27 protein-coding genes and 1 pseudogene are annotated in these 26,636 nt (G+C 67.0%); 22 read left to right on the top strand and 6 right to left on the bottom strand.

What is annotated here, in order from left to right; genetic code table 11:
* Positions 1 to 496 precede the first annotated feature (496 nt).
* The 7 genes and pseudogenes from ABH933_RS27295 to ABH933_RS27325 form a co-directional block, all read left to right on the top strand.
* On the top strand, positions 497 to 1,450 hold the full coding sequence (locus ABH933_RS27295) for a tyrosine-type recombinase/integrase (RefSeq protein WP_429426516.1): 954 nt from the start codon (positions 497 to 499) through the stop codon (positions 1,448 to 1,450).
* 57 nt (positions 1,451 to 1,507) lie between these two features.
* Positions 1,508 to 2,629 (top strand): tyrosine-type recombinase/integrase, encoded by a 1,122-nt coding sequence (locus ABH933_RS27300; RefSeq protein ID WP_429426514.1) that lies wholly within the window; start codon positions 1,508 to 1,510, stop codon positions 2,627 to 2,629.
* A complete protein-coding gene (locus tag ABH933_RS27305; protein ID WP_429426512.1) occupies positions 2,626 to 5,097 on the top strand; it encodes a tyrosine-type recombinase/integrase in 2,472 nt (823 codons plus the stop codon). Before ABH933_RS27300 ends, ABH933_RS27305 begins: the two co-directional genes overlap by 4 nt.
* On the top strand, positions 5,094 to 5,681 hold the full coding sequence (locus ABH933_RS27310; protein ID WP_429426510.1) for a hypothetical protein: 588 nt from the start codon (positions 5,094 to 5,096) through the stop codon (positions 5,679 to 5,681). Before ABH933_RS27305 ends, ABH933_RS27310 begins: the two co-directional genes overlap by 4 nt.
* A gap of 239 nt (positions 5,682 to 5,920) precedes the next feature.
* On the top strand, positions 5,921 to 6,244 hold the full coding sequence (locus tag ABH933_RS27315; protein ID WP_429426508.1) for a helix-turn-helix domain-containing protein: 324 nt from the start codon (positions 5,921 to 5,923) through the stop codon (positions 6,242 to 6,244).
* Between the two features lie 158 nt (positions 6,245 to 6,402).
* Complete coding sequence (locus ABH933_RS27320; RefSeq protein WP_429426506.1) at positions 6,403 to 7,899, top strand: site-specific integrase; 1,497 nt, start codon at positions 6,403 to 6,405, stop codon at positions 7,897 to 7,899.
* A gap of 93 nt (positions 7,900 to 7,992) precedes the next feature.
* A pseudogene (locus ABH933_RS27325) lies at positions 7,993 to 8,208 on the top strand (ATP phosphoribosyltransferase); the annotation flags it as partial.
* A gap of 210 nt (positions 8,209 to 8,418) precedes the next feature.
* Here the strand turns inward: ABH933_RS27325 and ABH933_RS27330 are convergent.
* A complete protein-coding gene (locus ABH933_RS27330; RefSeq protein ID WP_429426504.1) occupies positions 8,419 to 9,132 on the bottom strand; it encodes a TetR/AcrR family transcriptional regulator C-terminal domain-containing protein in 714 nt (237 codons plus the stop codon).
* 119 nt (positions 9,133 to 9,251) lie between these two features.
* Here ABH933_RS27330 and ABH933_RS27335 point away from each other — a divergent pair, with 119 nt between their 5' ends.
* From ABH933_RS27335 to ABH933_RS27355, 5 genes are all read left to right on the top strand, one after another.
* On the top strand, positions 9,252 to 9,761 hold the full coding sequence (locus tag ABH933_RS27335; RefSeq protein ID WP_429426502.1) for a hypothetical protein: 510 nt from the start codon (positions 9,252 to 9,254) through the stop codon (positions 9,759 to 9,761).
* 63 nt (positions 9,762 to 9,824) lie between these two features.
* Positions 9,825 to 9,998, top strand: coding sequence for a CsbD family protein (locus ABH933_RS27340; RefSeq protein WP_083895858.1), 174 nt, complete (start codon positions 9,825 to 9,827; stop codon positions 9,996 to 9,998).
* A gap of 65 nt (positions 9,999 to 10,063) precedes the next feature.
* Entirely contained in the window at positions 10,064 to 10,219 is a 156-nt protein-coding gene (locus ABH933_RS27345) for a DUF6131 family protein (protein WP_195154064.1), read from the top strand.
* A gap of 261 nt (positions 10,220 to 10,480) precedes the next feature.
* Positions 10,481 to 10,861 (top strand): hypothetical protein, encoded by a 381-nt coding sequence (locus ABH933_RS27350; RefSeq protein WP_429426500.1) that lies wholly within the window; start codon positions 10,481 to 10,483, stop codon positions 10,859 to 10,861.
* 11 nt (positions 10,862 to 10,872) lie between these two features.
* Positions 10,873 to 11,694: a DUF1206 domain-containing protein gene (locus ABH933_RS27355; protein ID WP_429426498.1), complete on the top strand. Its 822-nt coding sequence runs from the start codon at positions 10,873 to 10,875 to the stop codon at positions 11,692 to 11,694.
* 804 nt (positions 11,695 to 12,498) lie between these two features.
* Here the strand turns inward: ABH933_RS27355 and ABH933_RS27360 are convergent.
* The 3 genes from ABH933_RS27360 to ABH933_RS27370 all read right to left on the bottom strand — a co-directional run bounded on the left by ABH933_RS27360 (position 12,499) and on the right by ABH933_RS27370 (position 14,793).
* Positions 12,499 to 13,716: a fatty acid desaturase family protein gene (locus ABH933_RS27360; protein ID WP_429426496.1), complete on the bottom strand. Its 1,218-nt coding sequence runs from the start codon at positions 13,714 to 13,716 to the stop codon at positions 12,499 to 12,501.
* Positions 13,717 to 14,174: 458 nt separating this feature from the next.
* Entirely contained in the window at positions 14,175 to 14,573 is a 399-nt protein-coding gene (locus ABH933_RS27365; RefSeq protein ID WP_429426494.1) for a hypothetical protein, read from the bottom strand.
* Positions 14,574 to 14,583: 10 nt separating this feature from the next.
* The gene (locus ABH933_RS27370) at positions 14,584 to 14,793 is read right to left on the bottom strand and encodes a hypothetical protein (RefSeq protein ID WP_429426492.1); all 210 of its coding nucleotides are present in this window, start codon (positions 14,791 to 14,793) and stop codon (positions 14,584 to 14,586) included.
* A 7-nt stretch (positions 14,794 to 14,800) separates the two neighbouring features.
* Here ABH933_RS27370 and ABH933_RS27375 point away from each other — a divergent pair, with 7 nt between their 5' ends.
* Positions 14,801 to 15,592, top strand: coding sequence for a helix-turn-helix domain-containing protein (locus ABH933_RS27375; protein WP_429426490.1), 792 nt, complete (start codon positions 14,801 to 14,803; stop codon positions 15,590 to 15,592).
* A gap of 70 nt (positions 15,593 to 15,662) precedes the next feature.
* On the opposite strand, the gene ABH933_RS27380 is transcribed toward ABH933_RS27375, so the two are convergent.
* A complete protein-coding gene (locus tag ABH933_RS27380; RefSeq protein ID WP_429426488.1) occupies positions 15,663 to 15,872 on the bottom strand; it encodes a lipopolysaccharide assembly protein LapA domain-containing protein in 210 nt (69 codons plus the stop codon).
* A 1-nt stretch (position 15,873) separates the two neighbouring features.
* On the opposite strand from ABH933_RS27380, the gene ABH933_RS27385 reads away from it, so the two are divergent.
* From ABH933_RS27385 to ABH933_RS27405, 5 genes are all read left to right on the top strand, one after another.
* Positions 15,874 to 16,128, top strand: a complete 255-nt coding sequence (locus ABH933_RS27385) for a hypothetical protein (RefSeq protein ID WP_429426486.1) — start codon at positions 15,874 to 15,876, stop codon at positions 16,126 to 16,128.
* A 784-nt stretch (positions 16,129 to 16,912) separates the two neighbouring features.
* Complete coding sequence (locus tag ABH933_RS27390; protein ID WP_429426484.1) at positions 16,913 to 17,509, top strand: DUF5994 family protein; 597 nt, start codon at positions 16,913 to 16,915, stop codon at positions 17,507 to 17,509.
* Positions 17,506 to 17,985 carry a DUF5994 family protein gene (locus tag ABH933_RS27395; RefSeq protein ID WP_429426482.1) on the top strand — a complete coding sequence of 160 codons (480 nt, stop codon included), beginning with the start codon at positions 17,506 to 17,508 and terminating at the stop codon, positions 17,983 to 17,985. Before ABH933_RS27390 ends, ABH933_RS27395 begins: the two co-directional genes overlap by 4 nt.
* Positions 17,986 to 18,283: 298 nt before the next feature.
* A complete protein-coding gene (locus ABH933_RS27400; RefSeq protein ID WP_429426480.1) occupies positions 18,284 to 19,405 on the top strand; it encodes a ferredoxin reductase in 1,122 nt (373 codons plus the stop codon).
* A gap of 14 nt (positions 19,406 to 19,419) precedes the next feature.
* Positions 19,420 to 20,535 (top strand): fatty acid desaturase family protein, encoded by a 1,116-nt coding sequence (locus tag ABH933_RS27405; RefSeq protein WP_429426478.1) that lies wholly within the window; start codon positions 19,420 to 19,422, stop codon positions 20,533 to 20,535.
* Between the two features lie 40 nt (positions 20,536 to 20,575).
* Here the strand turns inward: ABH933_RS27405 and ABH933_RS27410 are convergent, their stop codons facing one another.
* A complete protein-coding gene (locus ABH933_RS27410) occupies positions 20,576 to 22,204 on the bottom strand; it encodes an ISAzo13 family transposase (RefSeq protein ID WP_429426476.1) in 1,629 nt (542 codons plus the stop codon).
* Between the two features lie 306 nt (positions 22,205 to 22,510).
* Between ABH933_RS27410 and ABH933_RS27415 the strand changes: the two genes are divergently transcribed.
* The 4 genes from ABH933_RS27415 to ABH933_RS27430 all read left to right on the top strand — a co-directional run bounded on the left by ABH933_RS27415 (position 22,511) and on the right by ABH933_RS27430 (position 26,195).
* Positions 22,511 to 22,864: an ATP-binding protein gene (locus tag ABH933_RS27415; RefSeq protein ID WP_429426474.1), complete on the top strand. Its 354-nt coding sequence runs from the start codon at positions 22,511 to 22,513 to the stop codon at positions 22,862 to 22,864.
* A 145-nt stretch (positions 22,865 to 23,009) separates the two neighbouring features.
* Positions 23,010 to 23,150, top strand: a complete 141-nt coding sequence (locus ABH933_RS27420) for a hypothetical protein (protein WP_429426472.1) — start codon at positions 23,010 to 23,012, stop codon at positions 23,148 to 23,150.
* A gap of 175 nt (positions 23,151 to 23,325) precedes the next feature.
* Complete coding sequence (locus ABH933_RS27425; protein WP_429426470.1) at positions 23,326 to 24,288, top strand: ferritin-like domain-containing protein; 963 nt, start codon at positions 23,326 to 23,328, stop codon at positions 24,286 to 24,288.
* A gap of 542 nt (positions 24,289 to 24,830) precedes the next feature.
* Positions 24,831 to 26,195 (top strand): WS/DGAT/MGAT family O-acyltransferase, encoded by a 1,365-nt coding sequence (locus tag ABH933_RS27430; RefSeq protein WP_429426468.1) that lies wholly within the window; start codon positions 24,831 to 24,833, stop codon positions 26,193 to 26,195.
* Positions 26,196 to 26,636 lie beyond the last annotated feature (441 nt).

Consider the following 26,636-nt stretch of genomic DNA (forward strand, 5'->3'; position numbering starts at 1 on the left):
CACCAGACTGTGACGCAGCATGCGGAGTCACGGCCCCGGCGACGATCAACACCACAACCGCTGCAGCGAGCAGGAGACCCGCTCCCTTACGGTTGCGAATCCTCAGCCAGTCGAGATGCCCTCGGAACAAGGCGATGAGCGCAAGAACGAACATCACCAGACACAGAAAAACGAGAGTCGCACCGACAGCCCTCATGCCTGCCACCACTTCCACTGGACGTCCACGTGGAGACCCCGACCTCTCCGTTGAGGGCAATCGATACCAGATCGAAAGAAGCGCGGTGTCGACTCTCCGAAAACCCCCCACTTGGGTAACCAACAGTCGATGAGTTCCTGATCTCTCCGGCTTCTCTCACCCCACCCCTCCGGGCCTGGACCTGGGCCATCCTGTGCGCCCTCAGCGCCGAATGTCTCACTGAAGTGTTGTTGCCTCGGCCGAACGAATTGCGGTCGGGCCGACGGTTCCTCACTGCGGGTGAAGACAAGGAGGCGTGGGTTGGGTCTGGCGGCCGTGCGCGATCTGCGGGATCTGCGGGCTCCGGCGACCGGCGAGGAGATCGCCGACTTCGAGACCGATGTGCTGTCGGGGTTCGTGCTGGCGCGGGCGTCGGCGGGGCTGGTGGACTCCACGATCCGCAACGACGTCAATCATCTGGAGCTGATCCGGGAGTGGTTCGGCCGGCCGTTGTGGGAGATGCAGCCTGCCGACGCCGACACTTATTTCGGCAAGGTGCTGCGGGAGGCGAAGCCATCGACTCGGACCGGCCGTGCGTCCGCGCTGACAGTGTATTTCCACTTCCTGGAGCTGCGGCACAAGGTTGAGCTGCACAACCTCACCGGCCGGGTCGTGGAATGCCCGCTCGACGAGATCAACCGGCCGCGGGCGTCGGTCGATCCGCAGCTGCGGATCCCACCCACCTCCGAGGAGATCGAGACGCTGTTCGCCGGGTGGCGCGAAGAGCTGACGACCTGCCGCAAATTCGCGCCGGCGGCCCGCAACTACGCCGTCGCGCGCCTCGCTGCCGATGTCGGGTTGCGGATCAACGAGGCCCGGATGCTGGATCTGGATGATGTGCGGTGGGAGCTGGGTCGGTTCGGGAAGCTGAATGTCCGTCACGGCAAGGGATCTCGCCGCAAGGGCCCGAAACCGCGGCTGGTGCCGTTGATCAACGGTGCCGACCGCAGCTTGCGCTGGTTCATCGAGGACGTGCTCGGCCTGTTCGACCTCCATCCGTCCCGGCACGGGATGCCGCTGTTCCCGTCCGAGCGCAAGAACACCGACGGCACCGCCATGCGTGCGACCGCCGATGTGTTCCGTCGGTCCCTGGCCGAGGCCACCGACCGGCATCTGCCGGCCTGGTCGGGGAAGCTGACTCCGCATGTCCTGCGGCATTTTTGCGTTATCTGTAGTGCCTCTACCCCTGTGAGGTATGTGGGTTCACTGGTGTGACACGCCGGTGACTCACGAATATCCACCCCTGTGAGGCACGTTGGTTACCTTCGCCCGGTGACGTCGTTCAGTGCCGAACGGGCGGTTTCTCCCCTCGATGGGTCGCAGTCGTGGGTCGTGCTCGACCCCGGGTATCTGGTGCATCGGGAGGCCAGCGACTTCCTGCGGGCGCTGCACGGGGCGGGGCGGTCGCCGCACACGATCCGCGCCTATGCCGGCCGGGTGGCGAGCTTCCTCGGCTGGTGCGCCGACCAGGGCGTGGTGTGGCCATCGATCAGCCTGGCGACGTTGGCCCGGTTCAAGCACTTCGTTGAGGTCACTCCCTATCGCGGCGGCCGATTACGTTGCGGCACAACGGTGAACGCGACCCTGACGGCGGTGTGCGAGTTTCTGCGGTTCTGCGCGCGAACCGGGGTGATCGACATGGCGGTGGCCGAGCGGTTGTCCGAGCCGCGCTGGTTGCGGTTTACCCCGCCGGGGTTCGATGCCGGCGAGTCCGGCCAGTTCCGCACGGTGCGGGCCCGGGCGTTGAAAACGCGTGCGGTGACACCGTTTCCGGAGGCGCTCACCGCGGAGCAGGCTGATGCGGTGCTGGCCTGCTGTCGGCGGCCTCGTGAACTGTTCACGGTGATCCTGCTTCGCGACACCGGCCTGCGGATCGGGGAGGCGCTGGGGTTGCGCCGGGCGGATATGCATCTGCTTCCGGACTCGCGTGCGCTGGGTTGCACGGTGGTGGGCGCGCACCTGCACGTGCGGCATCGGATCAACCCGAACGGCGCGTTGGCCAAGTCGCGGTTCCCGCGCACGGTGCCGGCCAGCGACGCGGTGCTGGCGGCCTACGCCGACTACCAGCACGAACGGTCCGGGCTGGGCGGCGCGGACGACACCGACATGGTGCTGGTGAACCTCTACCACGCCCCGCTCGGCGCGCCGATGACCTATCGGGCGGCGAAGGGCTTCTTCGAGCGGCTGGCCCGCGGCTGCGGGTTCCCGGTTCGACCGCATATGCTGCGGCACACTGCGGCCACCAACTGGGTTCGCGCCGGAGTCGAGCTGGACGTGGTCAAGGCGCTACTCGGGCACGCCTCGCTGGCGTCGACGACTGTCTACCTGCACGCCCGTGACGAGGACCAACGCCGGGCAGTGGAGGCCGTCGCGGCAGGACGGCGATACCGGTGAGCGGGCACGCGCCACGGCTGGTCGCCGCCGGGCGGGTCGAGCACCGACCCGTCGAGGCGGGGTGGCTGGACTGGTTGCGGTCGAGGCTGGATCCGGCCTGGCGCGCCGGGGAGTGGGACGAGCCGACGCTGCTGTTCACCGGCGATCCGGCGTCGCCGCGGACCGCGGCGTGGTCGTGCCGCACCCCGGGATGCCCCACGATGACGCCCCGCCCGTCGGCCCGCTGTGACGGTTGCCGGCGCGCCCGCACTGGCGAGGGCCTGGGCTGGGCGGAATTCGACACCGCGCCGCCGCCGCGGGCCAGGCGCCCGCTGCGTCCGGGGCGCTGCACAGTGCCCGGCTGTCAGGGCGATCTGCACTGCAGCGGGTTGTGCTTCCGGCATGAACGCTCGTGGGGCAAGAATCGCCGCGAGCCGCTGGAGGCGTTTATCGCGCGGGCACAGCCGCTGACCCGCGCCGCTGACTGCCGGGTACCTGGCTGCGGCCGTGAGCACACCAGCCGGCGCGGATTGTGTCGTTTCCACGACAACAGGTTCCTGCGCGCGCATCGTGGAGTCGCGTTGCCGGGTGACCCGCAGGCATGGATCGCCGCCGAGCGGCCCCGGCTGGGCGGGCACCAGTTCTCCCTGGCCGGGCTGCCGCAGCTGCTGGCCGCTGAGCTGCTTTACGGCCTGCAGTGCCGTGATCAGGCGCCGCCGCCGCTGGACCCGACCCAGGTGCGGATCCTGCTGGCCCGTCTCGGGGACGCGCCCTCGCTGCGCGAGGCGGACCCTGATGCTGTCTGCGAGTCCGGCGGCACGCTCTACAACGCCGCGACCCGCGGGCTGTTCCGCGACCTGCGCCGGCACGTGGACCGGGCCTGGACCCAGTACGCCGGCACGGACCCGTTCACCGGCGACGTCTGGCAGGTCGCGCTGCTCGACCTTCCCGTCAATTCTTCCCGGAGCTGGCCCGCCACCCAGGGCGTGGTCGATTTCGGTGTGATCGAACTGCCCTGGCTCCGCGAGATCGCCAAGGACTGGGCTCGGACCACCCGCCCCTACCTGCAGCGGCTGCGGGAGACGCTGCTGGCCGGTCAAGCCGCCTGCCACGCCCTGATCGTTGCCGGCCGCACCGACGAGACCCGGCTGGACGCCGGCGACTTCACCCGAATCCTCGACGCGATCAGCACCCAGCAGCGAGCCGACGGAACCCTGTATTCCGCCTCGCACCGCAATCTGCTGCTGCACCAGTTCTGCCGACTCATCGAGCACGGCCGCGCCAGTGGCCTGATGAGCGCGGTGCCCGACCCGTTCCACCCCGTCCGCCGCCACCGCGTCGCGCGCGAGGACCCCAACGAGGACGAGCTGGGAAAAGCCTTGCCCGAGAAGGTGATCGGCCAACTCGACGCGCACCTGCACCTGCTCGGCCCGACCGGTCGCGCCGGGGTCATCGCCAGCGCCGACCTGCAACGGATGCACCAGACGATCTACCAGATCCTGCGTGACACCGGGCGACGCCCCGGCGAAGTGGTCAGCCTGCGCATCGATTGCCTCGAGGTCATCGACGGGCAGCACAACCTGATCTACGACAACCACAAGGCGGGCCGGATGCGCCGCCGCCTGCCCATCACCACCGACACCGCCCGGTTGGTCGCATCCTGGCAGCAACGCAGAACCGAACTGCCCACACCGGACTCTCAACGGCGCTGGCTGTTCCCCAGCCCGTTGCTACGCGCGCACCGATCCCGCGGACACCTCACCTCGCACTGCATCGGCCGGGCATTCAAGCACTGGATCGCCCAGATCGGCACCATCGACTCCGACCTGCTCGGCCCGGACGGCACCCCGGCCCCGTTCGATCCGTCGTTGATCATCCCGTACTCACTACGCCACAGCTACGCTCAACGCCACGCTGATGCCGAGGTCCCGGTCGACGTGCTCAAGGAATTGATGGACCACGTCGCGGTCGCCACCACGATGGGGTACTACCGGGTCGGATTGAAACGCAAGCAACAGGCCATCCGCACGGTCGGGGCGCTGGCCGTCGACGCCGCCGGGAACCCTGCCCCGTTCACCAGCCCCACCGCCTACCAGCGCTCCTCGGTGTCGGTGCCGTTCGGCAACTGCACCGAGCCGTCCAACGTCACCGCCGGCGGCGGTGCCTGCCCGATCCGCTTCCAATGCGCCGGATGCGGCTTCTACCGGCCCGACCCGTCCTACCTGCCCGCACTCGAACAGCACATCGCCGAACTACGCACCGACCGCGAAACCGCGCACGCGATGAACGCCGCCGCCTACGTCACCGACAACCTCACCGCCCAGATCGACGCGTTCGGCCGCATCGCCGAGCAGATGCGCCGCCGTCTGGCCGAACTCACCCCCGACGAACGCGAGGAGATCGACCACGCCAGCAAACTGCTGCGCCGCGCCCGCGCCGCCCGCCTACTGCCCATCATCGAACCCACACCCCACGAAGCCACCGGATGACCACCACACCCGACCGCACCGCCGGGCTACGCGCGGCCCGCACCCAAGACAGCGCCGACAAACGCCGCCGCGCCCTCGACGCCATCGGTGCTCTCGAAGCCGCCGGTTCCCCGATCACCGCCGCCGCCGTCGCCCACGCCGCTGGAGTATCAACCTGGCTGCTCTACACCGCCGGCCTGCGCGAACACCTCGACGCCGCCCGCCGCCGTCAAGCCCAATCCGCCAGCACCCCAACCCAAGTCGGCACGACGGCCAGCCAGGCACCGCTCACCCCGACCGGCCTGCGCACCGACCTCGCCCTCGCCCGGGCCGAGATCGGCCGCCTCCGCGCCGACAACGACAAACTCCGCCACCGACTCCGGCTACAACTCGGCGCCGAGATCGACCAACCCGACCCGGCGAAGCTCCTTTCCCGCGTCGCCGAACTGGAATCGCTCACCCGACAGCTACTCGCCGAACGCGACGCCCGCACCACCGAAGCCCGCCACGCCCAACACCGCGTCCACGAACTCGAAGACGACCTCACCGCCGCCCGCGAAAGCCTGCGACGCGTGATCAAAGACCACAACCGCCCAGCCACATAACCCACGTGACAAACACTCGAAAATACATTACTACCAGCACTTTTCGGTGAAAAACTACAGATAATTTGCGCCAGTCAGCTCTATCTGGCCGGGATGAACTTGTTCGCGATCCAGGAATTATGTGGTCACGCTTGGACCGCCACGACAGCCCGGTATATCCACGTCCACGCCACTCACGTCGAAGACGCCTGGGTGACCGGGCAACGCCGAGTCGCCGACCGATGGAAAGGACTGGCCCAATGAAGTGGAACCTGCGCCTGGCCGCGGCCAACCGCGGCATCTGGAAGGCCAGCGAACTGCAACGCATGCTCGCCGCCCGCGGCCTCGTGATCAGCGCCGGCAAGATGTCCGGGTTGTGGTCGGGTGACCCGAACGTGGTCAAGCTCCGCGACCTGGACGTCATCTGCGCAGTTCTCGGCTGCGGCGTCGAGGAGTTGCTGATTCCCGAGCCGGAGACCGTCAGCGAGCCGAAACCGGCGATCGAGGAAGAGGCAGCCGCGGTCGGCGAGGCCCTGCCGGTCGTTCCGCGTGCTCGGACCGGTAGGTCGCTGCCGCCCCGATGAACTGCGCGCGTTGTGGCAAGCCACTGCCGGAGAAGCGGCGCAGGAACAAAATCTATTGCAGCAAAAGCTGTTCCGCACTCGCCTCCTACTGGCGGCGCAAGAACGGGGAACCAGTCCCGCCCGGCTGGCAACATCCGGCACTGACCGCCGATGACCCGGTGCTGAGGGCCGCGGCCCAGCACACCCGTCAGCTCGGCCAGGCTCGAGGCTGGAGCCGGTCCACCACGCTATGCGTTCTCGACGGCCTGGTCACCGTTCTGACCGGGCAGCCTGGGGGCGAACGGGTGCTGCTCAGCGAGGTCCGGTCCCGTCCTCACCGGCGGGTGTCACGCCCCCGCCTCATCGAAGTCCTGGCCGATCTCGGGCTGCTCGAGGACGATTCGACGCCCTCGATCCAATCCTGGATCCACTGCGTGACAACCGATCTCACGCCAGGATTCGCCGAACCAGTCCGGCACTGGCTGACGGTATTGCTCGAAGGCGACGCTCGCGCCCGGCCCCGCTCAGCCTCCACCCTCCACGTCTACTTCGGTTGCGCCCGGCCATTTCTCGAACACTGGGCCACCCGCTACGACCACCTGCGTGAAGTCACCCGCGCCGACATCACCGCCGCGCTCAAACCGTTGACCGGCTCGCAGCGCTTCAACGCGACCTGCGCTCTGCGATCACTGTTCCGGTTCGCCAAGAAACGCGGCCTGATCTTCGCCAACCCCACTGCCGGGCTCAAGACCCGCCCCGCCGACTTCGCTCTGCTGCCGATGACCGACGAGCAGATCCGCGCCGTCGAGCAGCTCGCCACCGACCCCGCCTGGCGGGTCATCGTCGCCCTCGCCGCCGAGAACGCCGCCCGCACAGGCGCTATCCGGAGCCTGAAACTCACCGACGTCGACCTGGCCAACCGGCGCATCACCCTCGCCGGACGCCGTCAACGCCTCGGCGACCTCGGTCACCGCGCCATCCGCCGCTGGCTCGACCACCGCCGCACCACCTGGCCGACCACCGTGAACCCGCACCTGCTGGTCGGCCCGAAGACCGTCCACAGCACCGCACCGATCAGCCAGCGGACAGTGAGCCTGCGCACGCAGCCCAGCGGCTGCACCGTCGACCGGATCCGTCGCGACCGCATCCTCCACGAGGCCCTCACTGCCGGCCCCGACCCGCTGCACCTGACACTGGTCTTCGGCATCGCCCACAACACCGCCGCCCGCTACGCGGCCGTCGCGCAGCTTTGCGCCCAATTTCGCAAATTCTGGACCCTTTCCGCTGGTAGGAACGTGGTGAACGTGTTCGTGACGTGTGGGCTGACCAAGTCAGGGCTGCACGTGAGTTCTGTTCTCCCGCAAGAGCCCGAACCAGGTGATGAGCCGATGTTCGTGTATTACGAGCCGGTCGCGGGCGCGATGGCGGTGAAGCGGTGGGATCCGGGGAAGGGCTGGCTGGAGGCACCGCACGAGAAGTTCGCGTGGATGGGCATCCTCACCTGCGTCACGTGCGGATGCGATCTGCGCCCGAACGTGCCGCAGCGGCGGAGCGCGTTCAACATCCCGGACCAGGACCATCCGGTGATGCGCTTGTACTGCGGCGAGTGCTGCAACGACGGCGTTGATGAGATGGAGCGGTTGACCGCGCTGGCGGGCAGCCCGGGGCGCCGGTAGAGGTGAGATCGCCTCCCGTGCCGTACCCGTGTTGTTGCTGGTGGGCGGGACGAAATGCGGTTGCAGGGGTGTGTGAGGCTTGACGGCATGCCTTTGCTGCGTGTCGCTGTCCCGAACAAGGGTTCGCTGAGCGAATCGGCGTTGACGTTGCTGACCGCGGCCGGGTATCGGTTACCTCGGGTGCGGAACAAGGAGCTGAACTGCTTCGACCCGGAGAACGACATCGCGTTCTTCTTCCAGCGCCCGCGCGATATCGCGGTGTACGTGGGCGCGGGAACCCTGGATCTGGGGATAACCGGCAAAGACCTCCTCGACGCCGCCGCCGCGCCCGGACGGGCCGACGTCGGTGTCGGACCTGGCGGGTAAAGCGGTGGCGACCTCGTATCCGGAGCTGAAGCGTGGGGCGGGGCGCTCGCATGTCAGCTCGGCGCAGCACGCCGGCCGTGGGAGTTGTTGCGGTGGAAGAGATCACCAAGTCTTTTCAGCGGCCGCAACCTGGGCCCAGCGCGCCGTCGACGGTCAGCGGCAGCGTTGCGGTACGTCGTCGGGGTTGGACAACGTGGCGGCCAGGCCGGTCAGCAGGCTGTCGAGCCCGCGCTCGAGTTCGGTGGCGCCGTCGTAGGCGGCGAGCGCGGGGGCGAGGTTACGCAGCATGGGGAATTCGGTGATCGGCAGCCGGTGCAGGCCCAGCCGCAGCACGTCGTCGGTTTCCTCTGGTCGCTCGACAATTTCTTGCAGCTCGTTGAGGACGTGGCCGTGGAGGAACCCGAACAGTGTCCGGTAGATGTGCAGCGCGTCCACGCCGGTGAAGCCGGCTCGGGTGAGCAGTGTCAGGATGGCTTCCAGAGGTCGTAGCGTTCCCGGCGGCCGCAGCCCGAGCGGGGTCGCCAGCGGTCGGGTGACCAGCAACGGCACCACATTCGGGTGGGTCAGTGCCAGTCGGCGGAAATCGCGCGCAATGGTGCGCAGCTGTTCGTCCCAGGCGGTGTCGGTGGTGTCGGCCGACAGTTGCTCGAGCACGATCTCGGCGATGCCGTCGAGGACCGCCGCCTTGCTCGGCACGTGCCGATAGAGCGCCATCGCGTCTCGGCCCATCGCCTCACCGAGGCGCCGCATCGACAATCCGTCGACTCCATCGCGGTCGACGATCTCGAGCGCCACCGCCAGCATTGCGGCCCGGGTGATCTGCCCGTCGGGCTCGGAATTCATCTGACCGCTCGGCGATTCGGTCATCGGCGCCGCGCCTTCCTTTCACAGGACCAACACAATTCAGCCTCGAATATACACCGCAGTTCTACACTGTTGACACAGTGGGTGTGCGGTGGTTGAGTGAGTACTACACCGTAGATCTGGTGGGTAGCACAATGATCGTCATCATCGGGTTGGTTGTTCTGGTCGCGGCCGCCATGGTCGGGCTCGCGGGGGTGCTGGCCAACGGAGGTGTCGGCCACGCGTTGACCGACAATTTCGCCGTGTTCGGTTACCACGTCACCGGTTCGACCGGCATGTTGTTTCTCTACGGCATCGTGGTCGGCGTGGCCGGACTGATCGGGCTGAGCCTGCTGTTGGCCGGCGCCCGGCGCACCGCCCGCCGCGGCCGCACCGCGCGCAACGAACTCCAGGTGTCGCGCCGCGAGACCGCCGCGGTAAGCCAGGAGCGCGACGACCTCGCCGACCGGCAGTCCCACCTCGACGAGCAACATCGGCGCGCCACTGCATCCCCCGCCCTGGACGACACGCGAGATACCCGCGATGCCGGAGCCGACGGTGCTGCGCGTCACGACCGATTCCACCTTTTCGGATTCGGCAACCGATCGGGGGACCACCGCGCCGCGGGCAACCCGCACTCGCGGCGCGGCTGACGCGACCCGCAATAGATGTTCGCCGCATCCGTGGCGACGGCACACGTGAAAGGGACCATCACCATGAGCATCGGTAAGAAGATCGCGCACAAGGCCGAAGCCGCCAAGGGCGCCGCCAAGAAACTGGTCGGCCGGGGCACCGGCAACACTCGCCTGCGGACCGAGGGTCGCACCGATCAGGCCAAAGGCGATACCAAGCAGGCCGGAGCAAAGATGAAGGACGCCTTCAAACACTGACTCCCCCCGCAACCACCGGTGTGGCCCACCGCCCTGTCACTCCCCAACGAAACCAGGTATCGGCCATGATCATTCTCGGAATCATTCTTCTCGTCGTCGGATTCCTGCTGAAAATCCAGATCCTCTGGGTCATCGGGATCGTGGTCCTCATCATCGGTCTGGTGCTCCTGGCCTTGGGGTCGATGGGCCGCGCCGTCGGCGGGCGACGCCACTACTTCTGACGCCGGTGTTGGTTCATCCATCGACTCCAGGAGGCCAGTGATGCGGTGGCTGACACTGCTGGTGCTGGTATGGCTGATCATCGGCGCGATCGCCGCCGGACAACGCTCCGGGGTCAATCCCAAGGCGACCAACTGCCATGTGCCCCAACCCAGCCGCTGACAACATCGGTGCCCGGCACGCGGGCCGCGGTCAACCGAACCCATTCCCGACACCGGTGCCAACCACATGAACCACGCTCAACCAAGTTTCCAGGAGCCGACATGACTACCACCACGATCGTCGTCATCGTTGTTGTCGTGATTGCGGCAATTCTGATCGTCGCCGCGCTCACCTGGGTGGTGTTGAACAAGCGTAAGGAACACCGCCGCGTCGAAGCCGCGGGCATCCGTGAGAAGGCAACCGAACTGTCCCACAAGGTCGGCCAGCGTGAAGCGCTCGCCGACGAGACCGCGGCCAAGGCCCGAGCGGCTCAAGCCGAGGCCGATGTCAGGGCAGCGCAGGCGGCGGGCCTGCAAGAACAAGCAGCGGCCCACCGCGGCGAAGCGGTCACCTCGCGCGACGAGCTGAAACAGGATTTCGAACGCGCCGACAAGATCGATCCGGACTCCCGAACACGCGACACGCGAGAAGAATCCGGTTAGGAAGCTGCGCAATGTCGAAAGTGATTGAAAGCGACTCGGCTTCCACCGCAACACGGCTGGCCCAAAATGGCGTCTTCGAACGAGTGGCTCGCGCGGGGTATGTCGTGAGCGGACTGCTGCACCTGGTCATCGGCTATCTGGCCATTCGGATCGCCCTGGGGGGTGGCGGGTCTGCCGATCAATCCGGAGCGTTGGGAGAATTGGCGGGCAAACCGGGCGGTATCGTCGCGCTGTGGGTGGCCGTCGTCGCATTGCTCGTGATGGGGCTGTGGCGGCTCGTCGAAACCGCGCTGGGACGCTCCACCGACCCCAAGTCCCAGGGCGCGCCGTCGGAAGCGTTGGATCGCGCCAAGGCTTTCGCCCTGGCGGTGGTCTATTTCGGGTTCGCGTTCTCCGCGTTCGGATTTGCGCGGGGTGCCGGCAAGTCCACCGGCACGCAGAATTCGGGGATCAGTGCACGGTTGATGCAGACCGGCGCCGGGACGGCCGCGCTCATCGCGGCCGGTGTGATCGTCGTCGGGGTCGGCGGATACCACGTCTACAAGGGGGTCAGCCGCACGTTTCTCGAGGATCTCGAGGGGAAGTCCAGCGACCTCGTGCGACGACTGGGCACTGTCGGCTACATCGCCAAAGGACTGGTCATTGCCGGTGCCGGGGTGCTGGTCGTCGTCGCCGCGGCCTATTCCGAGCCAGGCAAGGCCACCGGACTCGACGGTGCGCTCAAAACGCTCGGGGCTCAACCCTATGGCGCGGCATTGCTCATCCTCGCCGGCCTCGGAGTCATCACCTATGGCCTCTACAGCTTCGCCATGGCGCGCTACACCAAAATGTGAACGGGTATCGCCACCGCTGACAGCGGGCGACGGCCTGGTCCAGCGCCTGCTGCATGCGTTGAAGGACGACCCGGGTGATCTCGGCGGGGCAGGTCGAAACCGGCTCGACACCGAGTTTCATTGCGCGGCTCGCGATATGCCCGATCCCGCACCACCGCCTACTCCGCCCAGTGCCTGCGCGTTGACCTCTACCGCTTCACCGCCATCATCCTCGCCAACCCACCGAACCCGAACCTGCCGCAGATCCCACGCCCGACTGCCTGTCTCGTGGCCGGGGGCGAGCGTCGGCGAGGTGGTTTGATCGCCGTGTTCGGGGTGGTGTCGGGTTGGGCCGGTCTCGCCTTGCAGGGACGAGCCACGCGGGCCGCCCGGACCGGCGAACTCGCCGAGATCGCACGTGCCCGTCACGCCAGGCATCCATCGGCATCACCACCGACCAGAGCGGATAACTCGGCCAGGAGGTGCCGGCTCCGCGATTTATCTGTGGGAGCGGCCTGAGCGCCGGAGCGCTCGTCACTGGCCCTCATATGCCTTCTAATTCCGTAGACCTACAGTCGCGGTCGCGAGCCACTGGACGGTGCCGCACACCGTTCCCACCGCGCACCGACCGTGGGGGTCGAGCCCCTCCGTCGCCGGTCGGCGGGGGCGGAGGGTCGGCCTCGAGACCCACTGCCGGATGGCACCCTCGTAATTCCTCGCCTCCCGAACCGCGTGTTGACATCGGGGTTCGCTCGGCGTGTTCCGAGAGCGCCTGACGGTGTCCGATCGTCATCGTCGGGCTCGTCATCCTCATCGTCGCCGCGCTCATCGGCGTCGCGGGAGTATTCGCCAACGGCGGCACCAATCACGTGACGGACCGGGCGCCGTTATGGATGCGACCGTCACTTCGATCCGGTCGCCCGCAGAATTTGCGTTCGGACGCCGTTCACGTGCGTCGTCCGCGGTGGCGGTAAGGAACCAATCCGGAAGCGCTAGTTTGTGGATAGTGCGCAGCGCCAACAGGTATTGGCGTGGCAGCGGACCGGTGGTGTAGGGAATGTCGTACTTGTCGCACAACGCTTGGACACGCCGGGCGATTTCGGCGTAACGGTTGCTGGGCAGGTCCGGGAACAGATGGTGTTCGATCTGATAACACAGATTCCCGCTCATGAACGCCAGGACCGGCCCCGCATCGAAGTTCGCCGTGCCGAGCATCTGCCGCAGATACCACTGTGCTTTGGTCTCCTGCTCCACCGCCATCGGCGTGAATTTCTCGGCGCCATCAGGGAAATGGCCGCAGAAAATCACCACATGTGCCCAGAGGTTGCGCAGGGTGCTGGCTGCCAGATTCGCTACGAACGTGCGACGCCAGCGCCGACCATTCAACACCGGGGCGAGCACGTAGTCCTTCCCAGCTTGTCGGGCAATCTTGCCGATCAGCGCTTTGGCTTGCGATCTTCGCTCCGCGCCGGTTGCCACACGCTCCTGCTCGGAGTACAAGCCGTGCAGGGCGATCCCCCACTCGAAGGTGACCGCCAGCAACACGTACCTCAGCGGCTGCAGCAGGAACCGAGGCCGCCACGGCTGGTCTCTGGTCACCCGCATCACACCGAAACCGATATCGTCGTCAAGACCCAGCACGTTCGTGTACACGTGATGACGGACGTTGTGCGAGTACCGCCACTGCGAGGACAGCCCGACCATGTCCCATTCCCATGTGCTGGAACAGATTTCCGGATCGTTCATCCAATCCCATTGGCCGTGGCAGACGTTGTGGCCGATTTCCATATTCTCGATGCTTTTGGCCGCCGCCAATCCCACGGTGCCCAGCACCCAGCCGACTCTGCTGCGGCTTACCGCTATCGTCAGCCGCGACAGGGCATCGAGTGCGCGTTGAAACGCGATCGTGTGCCGGATGTACCGCGCATCCCGCGCCCCACGCCGGTTCTCGATGTCCCGGCGAATCTCATCGAGCTCGCAACCGAGCGCCTCGACATCAGCCGGGCTCAGATGCGCGTAGGCTGCAACGTCTGTAATTGCCATTCCTGAGCCACCCCTGCATCTTCCGAATACGTGGTCGGCCAGGACAGGCCGGTGAGACTTCAGCAACGATACCTGGGCGCGAGAAGCGGAATCAGCGCCGGAGGCATCTCTTGCCACACCTGCGTGCCCGCTGGTGCCACGCACCACCGCGCCACCAGCGGGTAGAGGCCCTGAACGGCCCGAGCGGCGAACCCGGTCCTGCCGGTCGGGCTACGGGGGGTCACGCCGCGCTGCGGCCGTCACCCGGCCGAGCGCTGCGGAATCCCTATGGGTGCGCTTGCGGCGCTTCCGAGTCCGGGAACCCATAGCAATCGACTCTAGACAGTTCCTGCAGTGCGCGTAGATGCGTTTCTCGCGTCTGGCAGCTGTCCTGGGGATCGGTCATGGCTCAATTCTTCCTGACGGCTTATTGCTGGTAGGTCCAGTTCTGGCTGGTGAGCCGTCGCGGGCCAGCCGCATCAGCGCCTCGAGCCCGGCTCCCTCATCGGTTGTGGCCATCTAGTTTCTCGATCGTCTGCTGCGACAGCTTCGCGCAGATGTCGAGCATGTCGTCGGTGAGCCGGTCGAGTTCGTCGAGCGCGGCGACGTAGGTGGCCAGCGCGCTTCTCGCCTGCGGTGGCCACTTCGCTCGCCCAGCGGTCGGCCTGGTTGCGGAACAGCACCTGGTCGGCGTGCTGGTTCTCGTAGACGCGGATGGCTCGGATCACCGTGGCGTCGTCGAGCCGGTACGGCTCGGCCAGCGCCGGCTCGAACAACTCGATCTGGCCGCGGGTGAGGTCGATGCCTTCGCGGACAAGGTTGGTGAAATACCCGATCCGGGTAGTCGGATACCAGTTCTGCTCACCGCGCTCAGCCACGACGAGCACCCTAGCCGTGCTCGCTTCCTGCCGCGCGGGATTCGTTGCCGGACAACGACTCTTCGGAATCGGAGACAGCCGCGTAGGAGATTGTCGGGTCGTACAGCGGCTGATCGTGGGGCTCCGGATTCGGTGGTTCGCGGTGATCTTCGGGCTGCGGGGTGCCATCGGCGGGTTTGGATCGGATGGCCAGGACGGGCACGCCGTGCTCGCCGGCCATGTTCGGCATGCTGAGCGTGCTGGCGGAGTTGCAGCGCGAGCTGATCATCGCCAACACCCGCGACGGCCTCGAAGCCGCCCGCGCCCGCGGGCGCACCGGCGGACGGCGACCGAAGCTGACCGCGGATCAGGTCGAGCAGGCCCAGCGGCTCTACGACGAGGGCCGCCACACCGTCGCGGCGATCGCGAACATCCTCGGCGTCAAACGCGGCACCCTCTACGGGCACCTCGACCCGGCCAGCGTCTGCGGCCGACCCCGCTCCGGCCCCGCCAACCCCGCGCCCGCTACGACTGCGGCTCCGATGCCCGTGGCTACGGAAACCGTTGCGACGGTATCTGATCCGGAACAAATGCCCGTGGCCGTCGCGGACGCGGCACCACCTGCGGTGCCGGTGGCCGACGGTCCGTCGATCCGTGAGCTCGCGCGGGAGAAGATGCACCGCCGCCGCGAAGAACTCGGCATCGCACCGTGCCCGAGCTGCGGCAACCGTCCCGCCGAGGCGTATGCGCAGCAGCAGCAAACCCAGGACCTGACCATCAACTGGCTGCAACCCGACCCCGACCGCCCCGGCGAGGTGATCGAGGCGCGGCACTGCACGGCCTGCCAACCGCGCGAGCAGATCGCCGCCGCCGACTGCGGCCTGTGCGATGCCGGCCCCATCCTTGTCGGCGACCTGGCCGCCGAACTCATCGAATGGCACACCGTGCCCGCATCCGTGCGCGCATGGCTGCTCGACGCCGGATGGCGCCAGCACCCCCGGCACGGCTTCATCTGCGCCGACCACTCCGGGATCGCGTAATCGCCTACTGCGCTGAGCATTTCGAGCCGATACAGACATCGCGTGCCCACCGACGTGACGATCAGCCCATCTATCGGCGGGGGCGCCGGTGGGCGGTGTGCCGCAGTTGCAGGATGCGGGCGGTCCCGACCAATGCGACCGACAATGCCCCGGCGACCGCGGCCAGCAGCATGGCCACCCCGATCGGCAAGCTACCCGAGCCACCGAGGTAGAACAGTTGGGCGCGGGTGAGGTTCTGCAGGATGAAGACCAGCAGACCCAGCAGCACGAGCAGGGCCACAATGACGGCGACCCAGGTGCTGCTGATCCTGGTCCGCGCGATGCGCGGCTTCCTGCCGCGGCGTGCCGGCTCGGTGACCGGCGGGGTGCGCGCCGGTGCGTCGGGGAGCGTTTCGGCGGTGAGCTGCGGATTCTCCGGCGCAGCGACGGCGGAGGACTGCGGCTCGGCCGCCAGCTGGTGCGGGTCGGTGGAGCGGGCAGCGCGGGGGCGGGGCGGCGGCGAGCGCGGCGAGCACGCTCCAACAGGGTCGACATGACGGACTGCCTTGCGTAGTACCCGGCCTGGCGGGGCGGCATATCGGCGTCACGTCCTCTCCGGATATTGCCAGTCTACGCCCATTCCCGTACACTGTAGGACTACATTGTTGACAGGCAACAATCCGAGGAACCGCTGCCTCCCGGCACACTGTTCCACCGGTTTACCGGCGCGGCCTACTTTGCTGCTCGGGCCACGCGCCACGGACCTCCTTGAGTTCGAGACCTGGCCCTGCTGTTGCGGTAGCGCACCGGATATCGCGGCGGCCATCACCGAAACCGCTACCGCCACACCGCAAACCCTCGGTGTTCGCGCCGGAGATCCCACCGCCGGTCCGCCCGATGCCCCGGGCACGGACTCATTTGCGGCGACCATCCCGGGATCGCGTAGTCGGTTGCCGCGTCGGCGATCTCGGTATCCCTCTTCCGGGCGGGAACAGCCGTCTCCGGCGCCCTGACGCAACGATTCGCCCCGCATCGGCCTCGGCGCACAGGCGCGTGGGCACGGCTGGCGAAGCCGACCTGATCGGGTCGTTGGTTCTGCGAAAATGGGCCGGGCGCGGCATGAAAGTCGGACGGATTCGATCTGACGGGCCGACACCCACACGGTGGGGTGGTTTTCCTGCGATGCCCCGAAGGTCCATCGTGCGTACGCGCGCATCGGGCCGGTGTACCCGGCGGTAGGATGAGGGTGTCGGGGACTTTTGGTACGAAACCACCCGTGGTCTCGTCGTCGCCCGGCGAATGAACAGGGACCGCCACGCGGTCCCGGTCAGGAGCGTCGTGATGACGCTACAACACGAGCCGATCCTGCTGGACCGCTCTTCACGCCTCGCCCTCCGCGGCGCCCTGCGGTCGTCACGGCGGTTACCGACACCGCGAGCACCCCGCCCCGGGGCGGTGGACGGGGCTTGGTGGCCCCGCACGACCGACTTGGTCGCCGAACTAGCCGATCTGGAGGTGCTGCTGGCCGGGCGGGCAGGGCGCGTCGACCGAATCATGTACAACATGACCGCCTGGCAGCCGGCGCCGCGGCGCACGATGATCGGCGGACGTTCGGTGCACCTGGACGGATACCAGCATCTGCCCACCCACACACTCTGCGTCCTGGGACTGGACCGCACCCGCCTCGTCCTGCTGGTGATCCCCGCAGGCACCGCCACCGCCACCGCCCAGGCGTTGCTGTCGGCCGCATCCCAACCGGGCAATGAACTCACCACCGACGAACTCGTGGCCGCCGGCACCCGGCACAGCCTCGATCACACCCAGAACGCGGCCGCGTTGCGCCGCTGGGACGACGAAGGCGGTCACAGCGCGGTGGACCCGGAAGACCGGCGCTCATCCTTCGCAGGATCCCCGTCTCCTGCGGGCGGTCTGATATGACACAGAACCCGTCGCAGGACAGGGGCGGTGCCGCCGCCGACCGCGGCCTGGGCCGATTCCGGGCAACCGCCGGTGGTGGGCAACCATTCGGCACGCCGACCCGCACACCGCGATTGCTGCTGCGCGAGGGTGACGAACAATCCAGTGGCGTCGACGGCGCCTGGTGGCCCAGAACCGACAACCTCACCGTAGAACTGCATGACCTGGTCACCGCCCTCACTACGCGACTGGGCGCGACCGCCCGGATCAGCTTCGATTGGAATTCGCTGAGCCTGTCCCAGCGTGGCATCGACCCTCCCGATGGGATCGAGGTCGCCGGCCCGCTTCCGGGCCAGCCACCCCTGGTGATGTATGTCTTCGGTCCGCACGATCGGCGCCTTCGATTGTTGGTGATCGACCCCGCCACCACCGCAGACCGCGCCGACGCGCAGATGCGCAAGGCCGTAAGCACCATCGCCGACCAGCCGCAATCATGAACCACCTCGGCAGCGACATGGCTCGGCCGCCTTGCCGCTGCCCGCTGCTATACGATGGTGAAGTTCCTCAATCGCGACCACCCTGTATCGCCGCGGCACCGACAGTGGACGGCTCAGTCGTCGTCGCGGGCGTCGGGATCCAGCGGCCGATGCGTTCCGCCTAGATCGGGCACGTAGAAGCTGTAATGCCCGTCAATGCCGATACGGTCCGTATGAACGGCGACAACCGTGCCACGTCCGCGTCCAGCACCACACCTACTCACTCATCTCGCTGAGCCAAGTGTGGAGAATCGATCGCATGGTGGGACTCATCGATGTGGTGCAGACCCTCACAACGCCGCACTCGCTCGACCGGTACTTGGAGTTGGTGCGTCCGACCTTCACGCTGTGCGATATGCGTGCCGAAATCACAGATGTGCGCCGCTCGGTTCCCGGCTCGGTGACCCTCGTGCTGCGGCCGACGCGGCAGTGGCGCGGGCATCTGGCTGGTCAGTTCGTGCAGATAGGTGTGCTGATCGACGGCGTCAAACACACCCGCTGCTATTCGCCGGTGAACTCGCAAGCGTGCCGTGATCGGCGTATCGAGCTCACCGTCAGGGCGCATCCGAACGGGCTCGTGTCACGATACCTTTATCACCATGCGACGCCCGGAATGGTGGTCGACCTCGCCCCGGCCGCGGGCGTGTTCCAGCTGCCCGATCCGCGCCCACAGCGGATCCTGCTGATCAGCGGCGGCAGCGGCATCACCCCGGTGCTGTCCATGCTGCGCACGCTGGCCGACGAGGACCATGGCGGTGAGGTCGTGTTCCTGCACTATGCGCGCTCGCCGCAGGTCGTGCCGCATCGGGGCGAACTCGACGCACTCACGCGGCGGCACGCCAACTTCGGTATCGCACTGCGCTACACGCGGGATGCCACAGCGCAGCAGCCGATGGCCGCCGGCGCCGCGCGGTGGACCTGCGCGGCCACTGCGCCCGCCGTCGGCCGCTTCGGCTACGACGAGCTGCAACGAGTTGCGCCGTGGTTCGCCGACGCACAGACCTACCTGTGCGGCCCACCGTCGCTGATGGCGGCGGTACGCACCATCTACACGGCCGAACAGCTCGACGACCGCCTGCACAGCGAGGAATTCACCGTCACCTCCGCCCCCGCGGACCCGGCGGATGCCAGGGGGACGGTGCGCTTCTTCGGCAGCGGTGTCACCGCAGAGAACACCGGCGCCACCCTGCTCGAGCAGGCCGAATCCGCCGGCCTCACACCGGCATACGGCTGCCGCATGGGAATCTGCCTGTCCTGCACCGCGGTCCGGCGCTCGGGCACTACCCGCAATATCCGCACCGGCGGGCTCGACAGCGACCCCGAACAGCCCATCCAGCTCTGCATCAATACTCCTGTCGGCGACGTCGACATCGCAATCTGAGAAAGGAGTGCCCCATGGCCATACTGACCGGAACGAAGAACGGACCGGTCGTGCTGTCCGCCGAGCAAGTGACCGAGCTCGGGCGCGCGCTGGACGAGTTGCGCGACCACCTCACCGCCGACCTGGGCGAACGCGATCGCGAATACATCTACTCCATCATCACCGCGCAGCGCGGTTTCGAGATCGCCGGCCGCAGCCTGATGTATCTGGGCTTCCTGCCGCCGTTGTGGCTGGCGGGCGTCGCGGCACTGAGCATTTCCAAGATCCTGGACAACATGGAGATCGGCCACAACGTCATGCACGGCCAATGGGACTGGATGCATGAACCCGGCCTGAATTCACGTGTGTTCGAATGGGATAACGTCTGCCCCGCCGATCAGTGGAAACATTCGCACAACTACGTGCACCACACCTACACCAACATCCGCGGCCGTGACCGCGACCTCGGCTACGGCGTGCTGCGTATCGACGAGGGCCAGCAGTGGAATCCGTACTACCTGGGCAACCCGGTATACGCAGTCGCGGCGATGCTGCTGTTCGAGTGGGGTGTGATGCTGCACGACCTGGAGTTCGACAACATCATCCAGGGCAAACGCACATGGACCGACATCAAACGACTGCTCGAGGGCCAGTGGCGCAAGGCTCGTCAACAGATCCTCAAGGACTACATCGCCTTCCCGCTGCTCAGCGGCCCCCTGTTCCTATCCACCCTGGCCGGGAACGCCACCGCAAACCTGATCCGCAACATCTGGGCCCACTCCATCATCTTCTGCGGACACTTCCCCTCCGGGGTACAAACCTTCACCGAGGAAGAAACCGCGAACGAGACCCGCGGCGAATGGTACGTGCGGCAGATGCTCGGCTCGTCCAACATCGACGGCGGCCCACTGTTCCACATCATGTCCGGCAACCTGTCACATCAAATCGAGCACCACCTGTTCCCCGACCTCCCGGCCAACCGCTATCCGGAAATCGCACCACAGGTGCGGGCACTGTGCGAAAAATACCGGCTTCCCTACAACACCGGACCGCTGAGCAGACAAATCGGGTCGGTATGGCTGAAGATCTTCCGCCTCGCGCTGCCACCACGCCGGGCCCGAGCACGCCCCGACAGCCCTGCTCAGCCATAGCGAAACCGCTTAGGGACTGCCGATAAATAACACGTAAGCTTCAGTGTCGTTGGGTGAATTTGGTTGCGTCAGAGATGAATTCGTGTATTTCGGTGGCGGTGGTGAGTGTGGTTGCTGTCGGTTCGGGCAGGTGGCCGGTGTCGTCGAGGAGGGCGCGAGTGCGTTTGATGGCTTTGGTGATGGCGGCGGGGCTTATTCCGATGAGTTCGGCGAGAACGGTCCAGGGTGTGGCGAAGCGTTGTTTGGCCAGGGTGATGGCTACACGGTCCGCGAGGGAGGTGGTGGGGTTGCGGCCGTTGGTCCTGGCGCGGCGGCTGGCCTGGTCTTTGGGGGTGAGCATGGTGACGAGTTGGTCGAATTGGCCCGATGGAAGGCCGGTCAGTTCGGGAGCGTGGAGCCAGAGCAGGTCCTCGCGTTGCCGCCCGGACACGGTGGAGATGTCCTCGCTGGTGCTCGATTCCGGTGTGGTGGTGAGGGGTTCGGGGCTGATGGTGTAGTTCCATTCGCCGTGCCAGTCGTGGCCGGTGATCGGCACAGCGGCGAGCTGTTCATCGCTGACGGTGACGCCGGTCGGGTAAGTGCCGGTATCGAGGTGCGCGGCCACGCTCAGCCCGGTGCGGGTCCTGGTCGCGGCGATGGTGTTGATGACGACGTCGTGGCTGGTCAAGGGTCGTCCGCGCCAGTTGGTGGAGATGTGGGAGAACAGGCGGTGCTCGATGGCGTTCCATTTTGATGTGCCTGGCGGAAAATGACAGACCGTGATCTGCAGGCCGACCTCGGCGGCGAATGCGGCGAGTTCGGTTTTCCAGGCTCTGGTGCGGTAGCTGTTGGAACCACCGGCATCAGCGGTGACCAGCAGTTCGGTCGCGGCCGGGTAGTCGATGCGTCCTTGCCCGTTCCACCAGCGGCGCAACGATTCCACGGCGAACGCGGCGGTGTCGTGGTCGGTGCCGACGTTGACCCATCCGGTGTTGGCGGCGAGATCGTAGATCCCGTAAGGCACCGCTTTGCCGACAGCGGAGCTGGGGAAATCATGGGTGCCGACCTTCACCGGGTCGCCCTGGGGCCGCCATTCACGGCCGGCGCTCTTGAACGGCCCGACCAACTCCTTCTTTTTGGTGTCGACACTGACCACCGGTTGCCCCTCGGCCTGATGGGCCTTGACCTTATCGTTGATATACCGGAACTGGGCATCGCGATCCGGGTTCTGCTTGCCTTCAAGGGTTTTGACGTTGGACTGCAAACTGAACCCCTGCTCACGCAGCAAATCGGCGACCACGTCGGATCCGACCTCATGGCCCTGCGCGGTCAATGCGGCAGCGAGGTTGCGGGTCGAACGCGTCGTCCACCGCAGCGGCGACATCGGATCCCCACGCTCGTCGGGCTCGACCAGCGCCAGCAACGCCGGGACCAGGCCCGCGTCGAGATCAGCCACCCGTTTACGACCACCGCCGGGCCTGCGGACCCGCCCCAACGGAGCCACCCCGGACTCCAACTCGGTGACTCCCCGCGACACCGTCGCCTCCCGGATCCCCGTGGCCCGGGCGACGAGCCGTCCCCCACCCCGGCCCAACGACCGCGCCTCAGCTCCCAACACCAGACGCCGCTGCCGCTCATCCAGATGCGGCAGCAACGCCTCGAACTTCGCCGCCAGAGACTCTACGGTCACCACGAAATCACCCATACCACAATATCTTTCGATATCACGGTATGTTACGACTTAATCATCGTCGGCCCCTTAACGTGACGTTTCTCGAAAGTGTGCCTTCTGTCGTCGATTGCATAGGATGCGATCTCGCTACAGTATGCGAATCACTGTGGCGAGGTCCGGCAATGTCGCTGACTACCAATGGAATTGGTCTCATCAGTCGGTCGTGACGGTCGTCGGCGCCGTGACCGCCGATGGGTGCGGTAGATCCGGTGCACTCGGGCAGTGACGCAGGAGAGGTGATGGTCATGACGACACCGGTGCTGGATGATCTGCAGGTCGCCCCTCCAGGTATTCGACGAGCTGGCCAGCAACGCCCGCCGCCACGGGCAGGCACCGCGCCTATGCCGGGTCACGCTGTGTGCAGACCGGCCGCGGGTGCGCATCGAAGTGGACGCCATCGGCCCCGGTGACCCGCAGCTGCGCACCCCCGACGCCACCGGCGGTCGCGGCATGATGCTGATCGACCGACTCTCCACAACCTGGGCCTGCACCCGACATCACGGGCGCAAGACCGTGTGGGCCGAGGTTCCCCTCGAACCGGCCCCCGCCACCCGGTCCTACCGGCAGTCGAATCAGCGACTCGGCTCCCAACGTGCCGCCGGGTCGCTGTCGGCCTGATAGCGCTGGACCTCACGGGCCGCGCCCTAGCCGTTTCTGGCGTGTTCGGATCCCACCCCATATACAGCGGAATCTCGTCCCCGGGCCGGATCACCGTCGAGGCCGAAAACCCCGGTACGCCTACTGATCTGCGAATGCGACAGGGGTGACACCCAACCGCGCCTACGCCCAGCGTTTTCTGCGCGAACTGCCCGACTCGGCCGATCGAATTCTGGTGCCCGGCGCCGGACAGGTCCCCATTCTGGAGGCCCCGGACCGAGGCAGAGCGCATCGCGCCGAATGCTGATGCCGACCATGTGATCTCGAGATCTACGTTTGGGCAAGCCTCGGTTTCAGTGTGCTCGACCTCGGTGTACACCGGTTGGGCTGTGATCTGTGGGGTTGCTGGACGGTATAGTCATCAAGCGTTGCACCTTGCGTCGACCCGATGTTGTCACCAACGCCGAAGGGACGAGATCCGCATGAGTACACGCGACACGACTACCTTGTCGGCGCAGTTGCGCGCCGTTCTCGCTTTGACCAACGCCGAAATTCAGGTCGCCGACACCCGGATCGCGCAAGCCCGCAATGAGGCGGCACGCCGCGTGCTGGTCGACAACGCCGACAATGCCCGCGACCGCGCTCGCGCCATCGAGGCAGCCATCCGTGAACTGGGTGATATCCCGGAGCTGGTCGCCCCCTTCCTCGGACGCGGCGCCGCTGCGGTCAAGGCCGTGGTCGACCAGGCCCAGCCGTTCGATGAAGCCCTGCTCGGTGACCTGTCCCTCGAACACCGACTCCTGGACCGCGCCCGCTACATCAAGGCCCTCGCGACAACCGCCGGGCACCCCGAGATCGTGACATTGGCGCAACGGTTGATCACCGCGCATACCGAGACCGTGGACTGGCTGACCACCGTGCTGACCGAAGACGCCCTCGGCGGACCGGCCGCACTACGCCACACCCGTCTGCAAGCAGGCGCCGGGACGCTGGTGAAGCTGATCAACCTCCCCGTCAGCTGGTCCGCGCGTGGCCTGGACCGGGTATTGGACACCGTCCGCGCCACTCCACCCGCGCTCGGTGAGTTACTCGCCCAGGGCGCGCACGCCGGAGATGTCGCGGTCAAAACCCTCACCGCCTCCCGCGACACCGCGCTCGCCACCGCCGAACAGGTCGCCCGCGATGAAGGCGCCGACACCGCCGCGGACGCGTTGCATTCCGTCCGCACCGCCACCGGCACACTCGAACCGAGTGAGTTGCCCATCGGCGACTACGACGATTTGACCGTCGCCCAAGCCGCCGCCGCGATCAAGGAACTCACCGAACCTGCCGACATTCGAGCGATCCTGCTCTACGAGCAAGCCAACAAGGACCGCCACGGTGTCGTCGCGGCGGCGCAATCCCGGCCCACGACCATCGCCCAAGAAGTCGCCGGTCTCAGCTGACTGTGGGCCCAGGTGGTTGACCGTCCCGAAGGATCCCGAGTATGGGGTGATGGTCGATTGGCCGGATACGCCTGCGTTGAGCATCCGGCGGTGATCAAGGGCCCCGATGCCCAGCCGAGTCGCCCAGCAATTGCGCGGCACCGGCTGTAACCGGAGATAAGTCGCAGTGGCCGGTGTTAATGTCGGACGGTCGGCAAACCGCTCCTCCCGCTGGTGTTGCCGACGGGATGAAGGTGTGAAGTCCACCGCCCAGGGCCCACCGGCACCAGGCACAAGGTCCTGGGCGGTGCATGGTGTGCAGGGCCTCTTCGATGATGATGTACCGGCTGTTCGGCCCGTTCCCGATGCCTATCGCGGTTTTGTCGCCTCCCCGAAGCGCGCGATCACACACGCGATGCCAACGCCCGGCGCGGCGCCTGCCGCACCGTGACGGTCGGCGACCATGAAGGTAGCCCGGGGCCGGTTGGTTTGTATCCGAGCAAATGCAAAGGCCCGCCCGCTCCGCGGTGGCAAGTAAACCGATTCGTTCGAGGAGGTTGAGCGTGCAGTTGATCTCACCGGCGGATGCCTTGTTCCTGATCGCCGAGTCTCGTAACCATCCGATGCACGTGGGCACGCTGGCGCTGTTCGAGCCACCCGAGGGCCTCGACAGCGTCGAGTTCGCGCGCCGGACGTATCAGCGTCTGATCTCCGCGGACGAGGTGATCCATCCGGTGTTCCGCAAACGCCCGTCCCGGCTGCTGGGAACCCCGCAACTGCTATGGGCTCAGGACACCACCGTCGACCTGGGCCATCACGTCCAGCACTGGGCGGTCCCCGCGCCGGGACAGCTGGGTGGGCTACTCGAGCTGGTGTCGGGGATGCACGCGAGCCTGCTGGACCGGCATCGCCCGTTATGGCAGATGCACATCATCGAGGGCCTGCGCGACGGACGCGTGGCCCTCTACGGCAAGATCCATCACTCCCTCATCGACGGGGTCGGCGCCCAGCGCCTGCTGCACCGAGCCCTCACCGACGACCCGTATGCCGACTATCCACCGCTGCCGTGGCAGCTGCTGCCATCGCCACCCCGCCGCCAACCAGCGCGTCCCCCTGGCATCGCCGCGGTCGTGCGGGCGGTGGCCGAGCCCGCCGCCGGCGCGAGTCTGCTGCGGGTAGCGCGTGCGGTGCTGGGCGCCCAGCAGCAGGCGCTGCCGTTCTCCGCCCCGCGCACCGTCTTCAACGGCCCGATCGGGGAAGCACGCCGCTGCGGCGTGCGCTCGTGGCCGCTGTCGCGGATCAAACAGATCGCCAAGGCCGCAGACGCGACCGTCAACGACGTGGTGCTCGCGGTGTGCGCCGGCGCCCTGCGCGACTACCTCGACAGTCGCAACGCGCTACCGGATACTCCGCTGGTTGCGATGGTGCCGGTCTCGGTCCGCGGCGACGATCCCGGCGACCACGACGGCAACAAAATCGCCGCGGTGCTGTGCCCACTGGCCACCCACCTGACCGAGCCCGCCGACCGACTCACCACCATCAGTGCCGCGATGCGCCGCGGCAAAGCCCTCTACAACGGCCTGTCCCACCGCGAAGCATTCGCGGCCACCGCACTGACGCTGAGCCCGCTGGCGTTGACGCTGTCGGCGACCGCGGTCTCGCTCACCCGCCCGCCGTTCAACCTCGTCATCTCCAACATCCCCGGCGACCGCTCCCCCCGCTATTGGAATGGTGCGCGCCTGGACGCGAGCTACCCGCTGTCGATCCCTGTGCACGGTCAAGCCCTCAACATCACCGTCACCGGCACCGGCACCGGCGAGAACCTCGACTTCGGGATCGTCGCCTGCCGCCGCACCGTGCCCGACCTGGACCGCCTCATCGACTACCTCGACATCGCCCTGCACGCCCTCGAAGACAGCACCAGATGAACGACCCGACGCCTCGCGTGCAGATCATTGCCGAAGCTCGACACAGCGTCCAAACGGTTGGACATCAAGGGTGGGCGGTAGTTCGATCGTGGGGTCGTCGAGGTCACAGCGCAGCCGGGTACACAACGCCTCCAGCAACCCGCAACAGACCAGTGCTCAGCAACCGCAGCACAGCCGCGTCGCTCCCGTCGGCTGCCATTGTCCTCACTTGCCGCCCCTTTTCTCTTTTCTCTGCGCGTCGACCGATCGCAGGGTGACCGAGCACGCCTGAGACCGCGGCTCGGGGGCGAGGAACTCCGCGCGGAATGGAATCGCAAGCCCGCAGGGAGGGCGTGTCGGGGCCCGCGCGGAGTCCTCGTGTCCCACCGCGAGCCAGCCGGGCTTACACACCCGGCACCCGGTCCGCGGTGGCGTCGGTCACACTACCGCGCACGGGTCGCT

It is taken from the genome of Nocardia sp. GP40 (assembly GCF_050434125.1).
GTDB classification, from domain to species: domain Bacteria; phylum Actinomycetota; class Actinomycetes; order Mycobacteriales; family Mycobacteriaceae; genus Nocardia; species Nocardia albiluteola.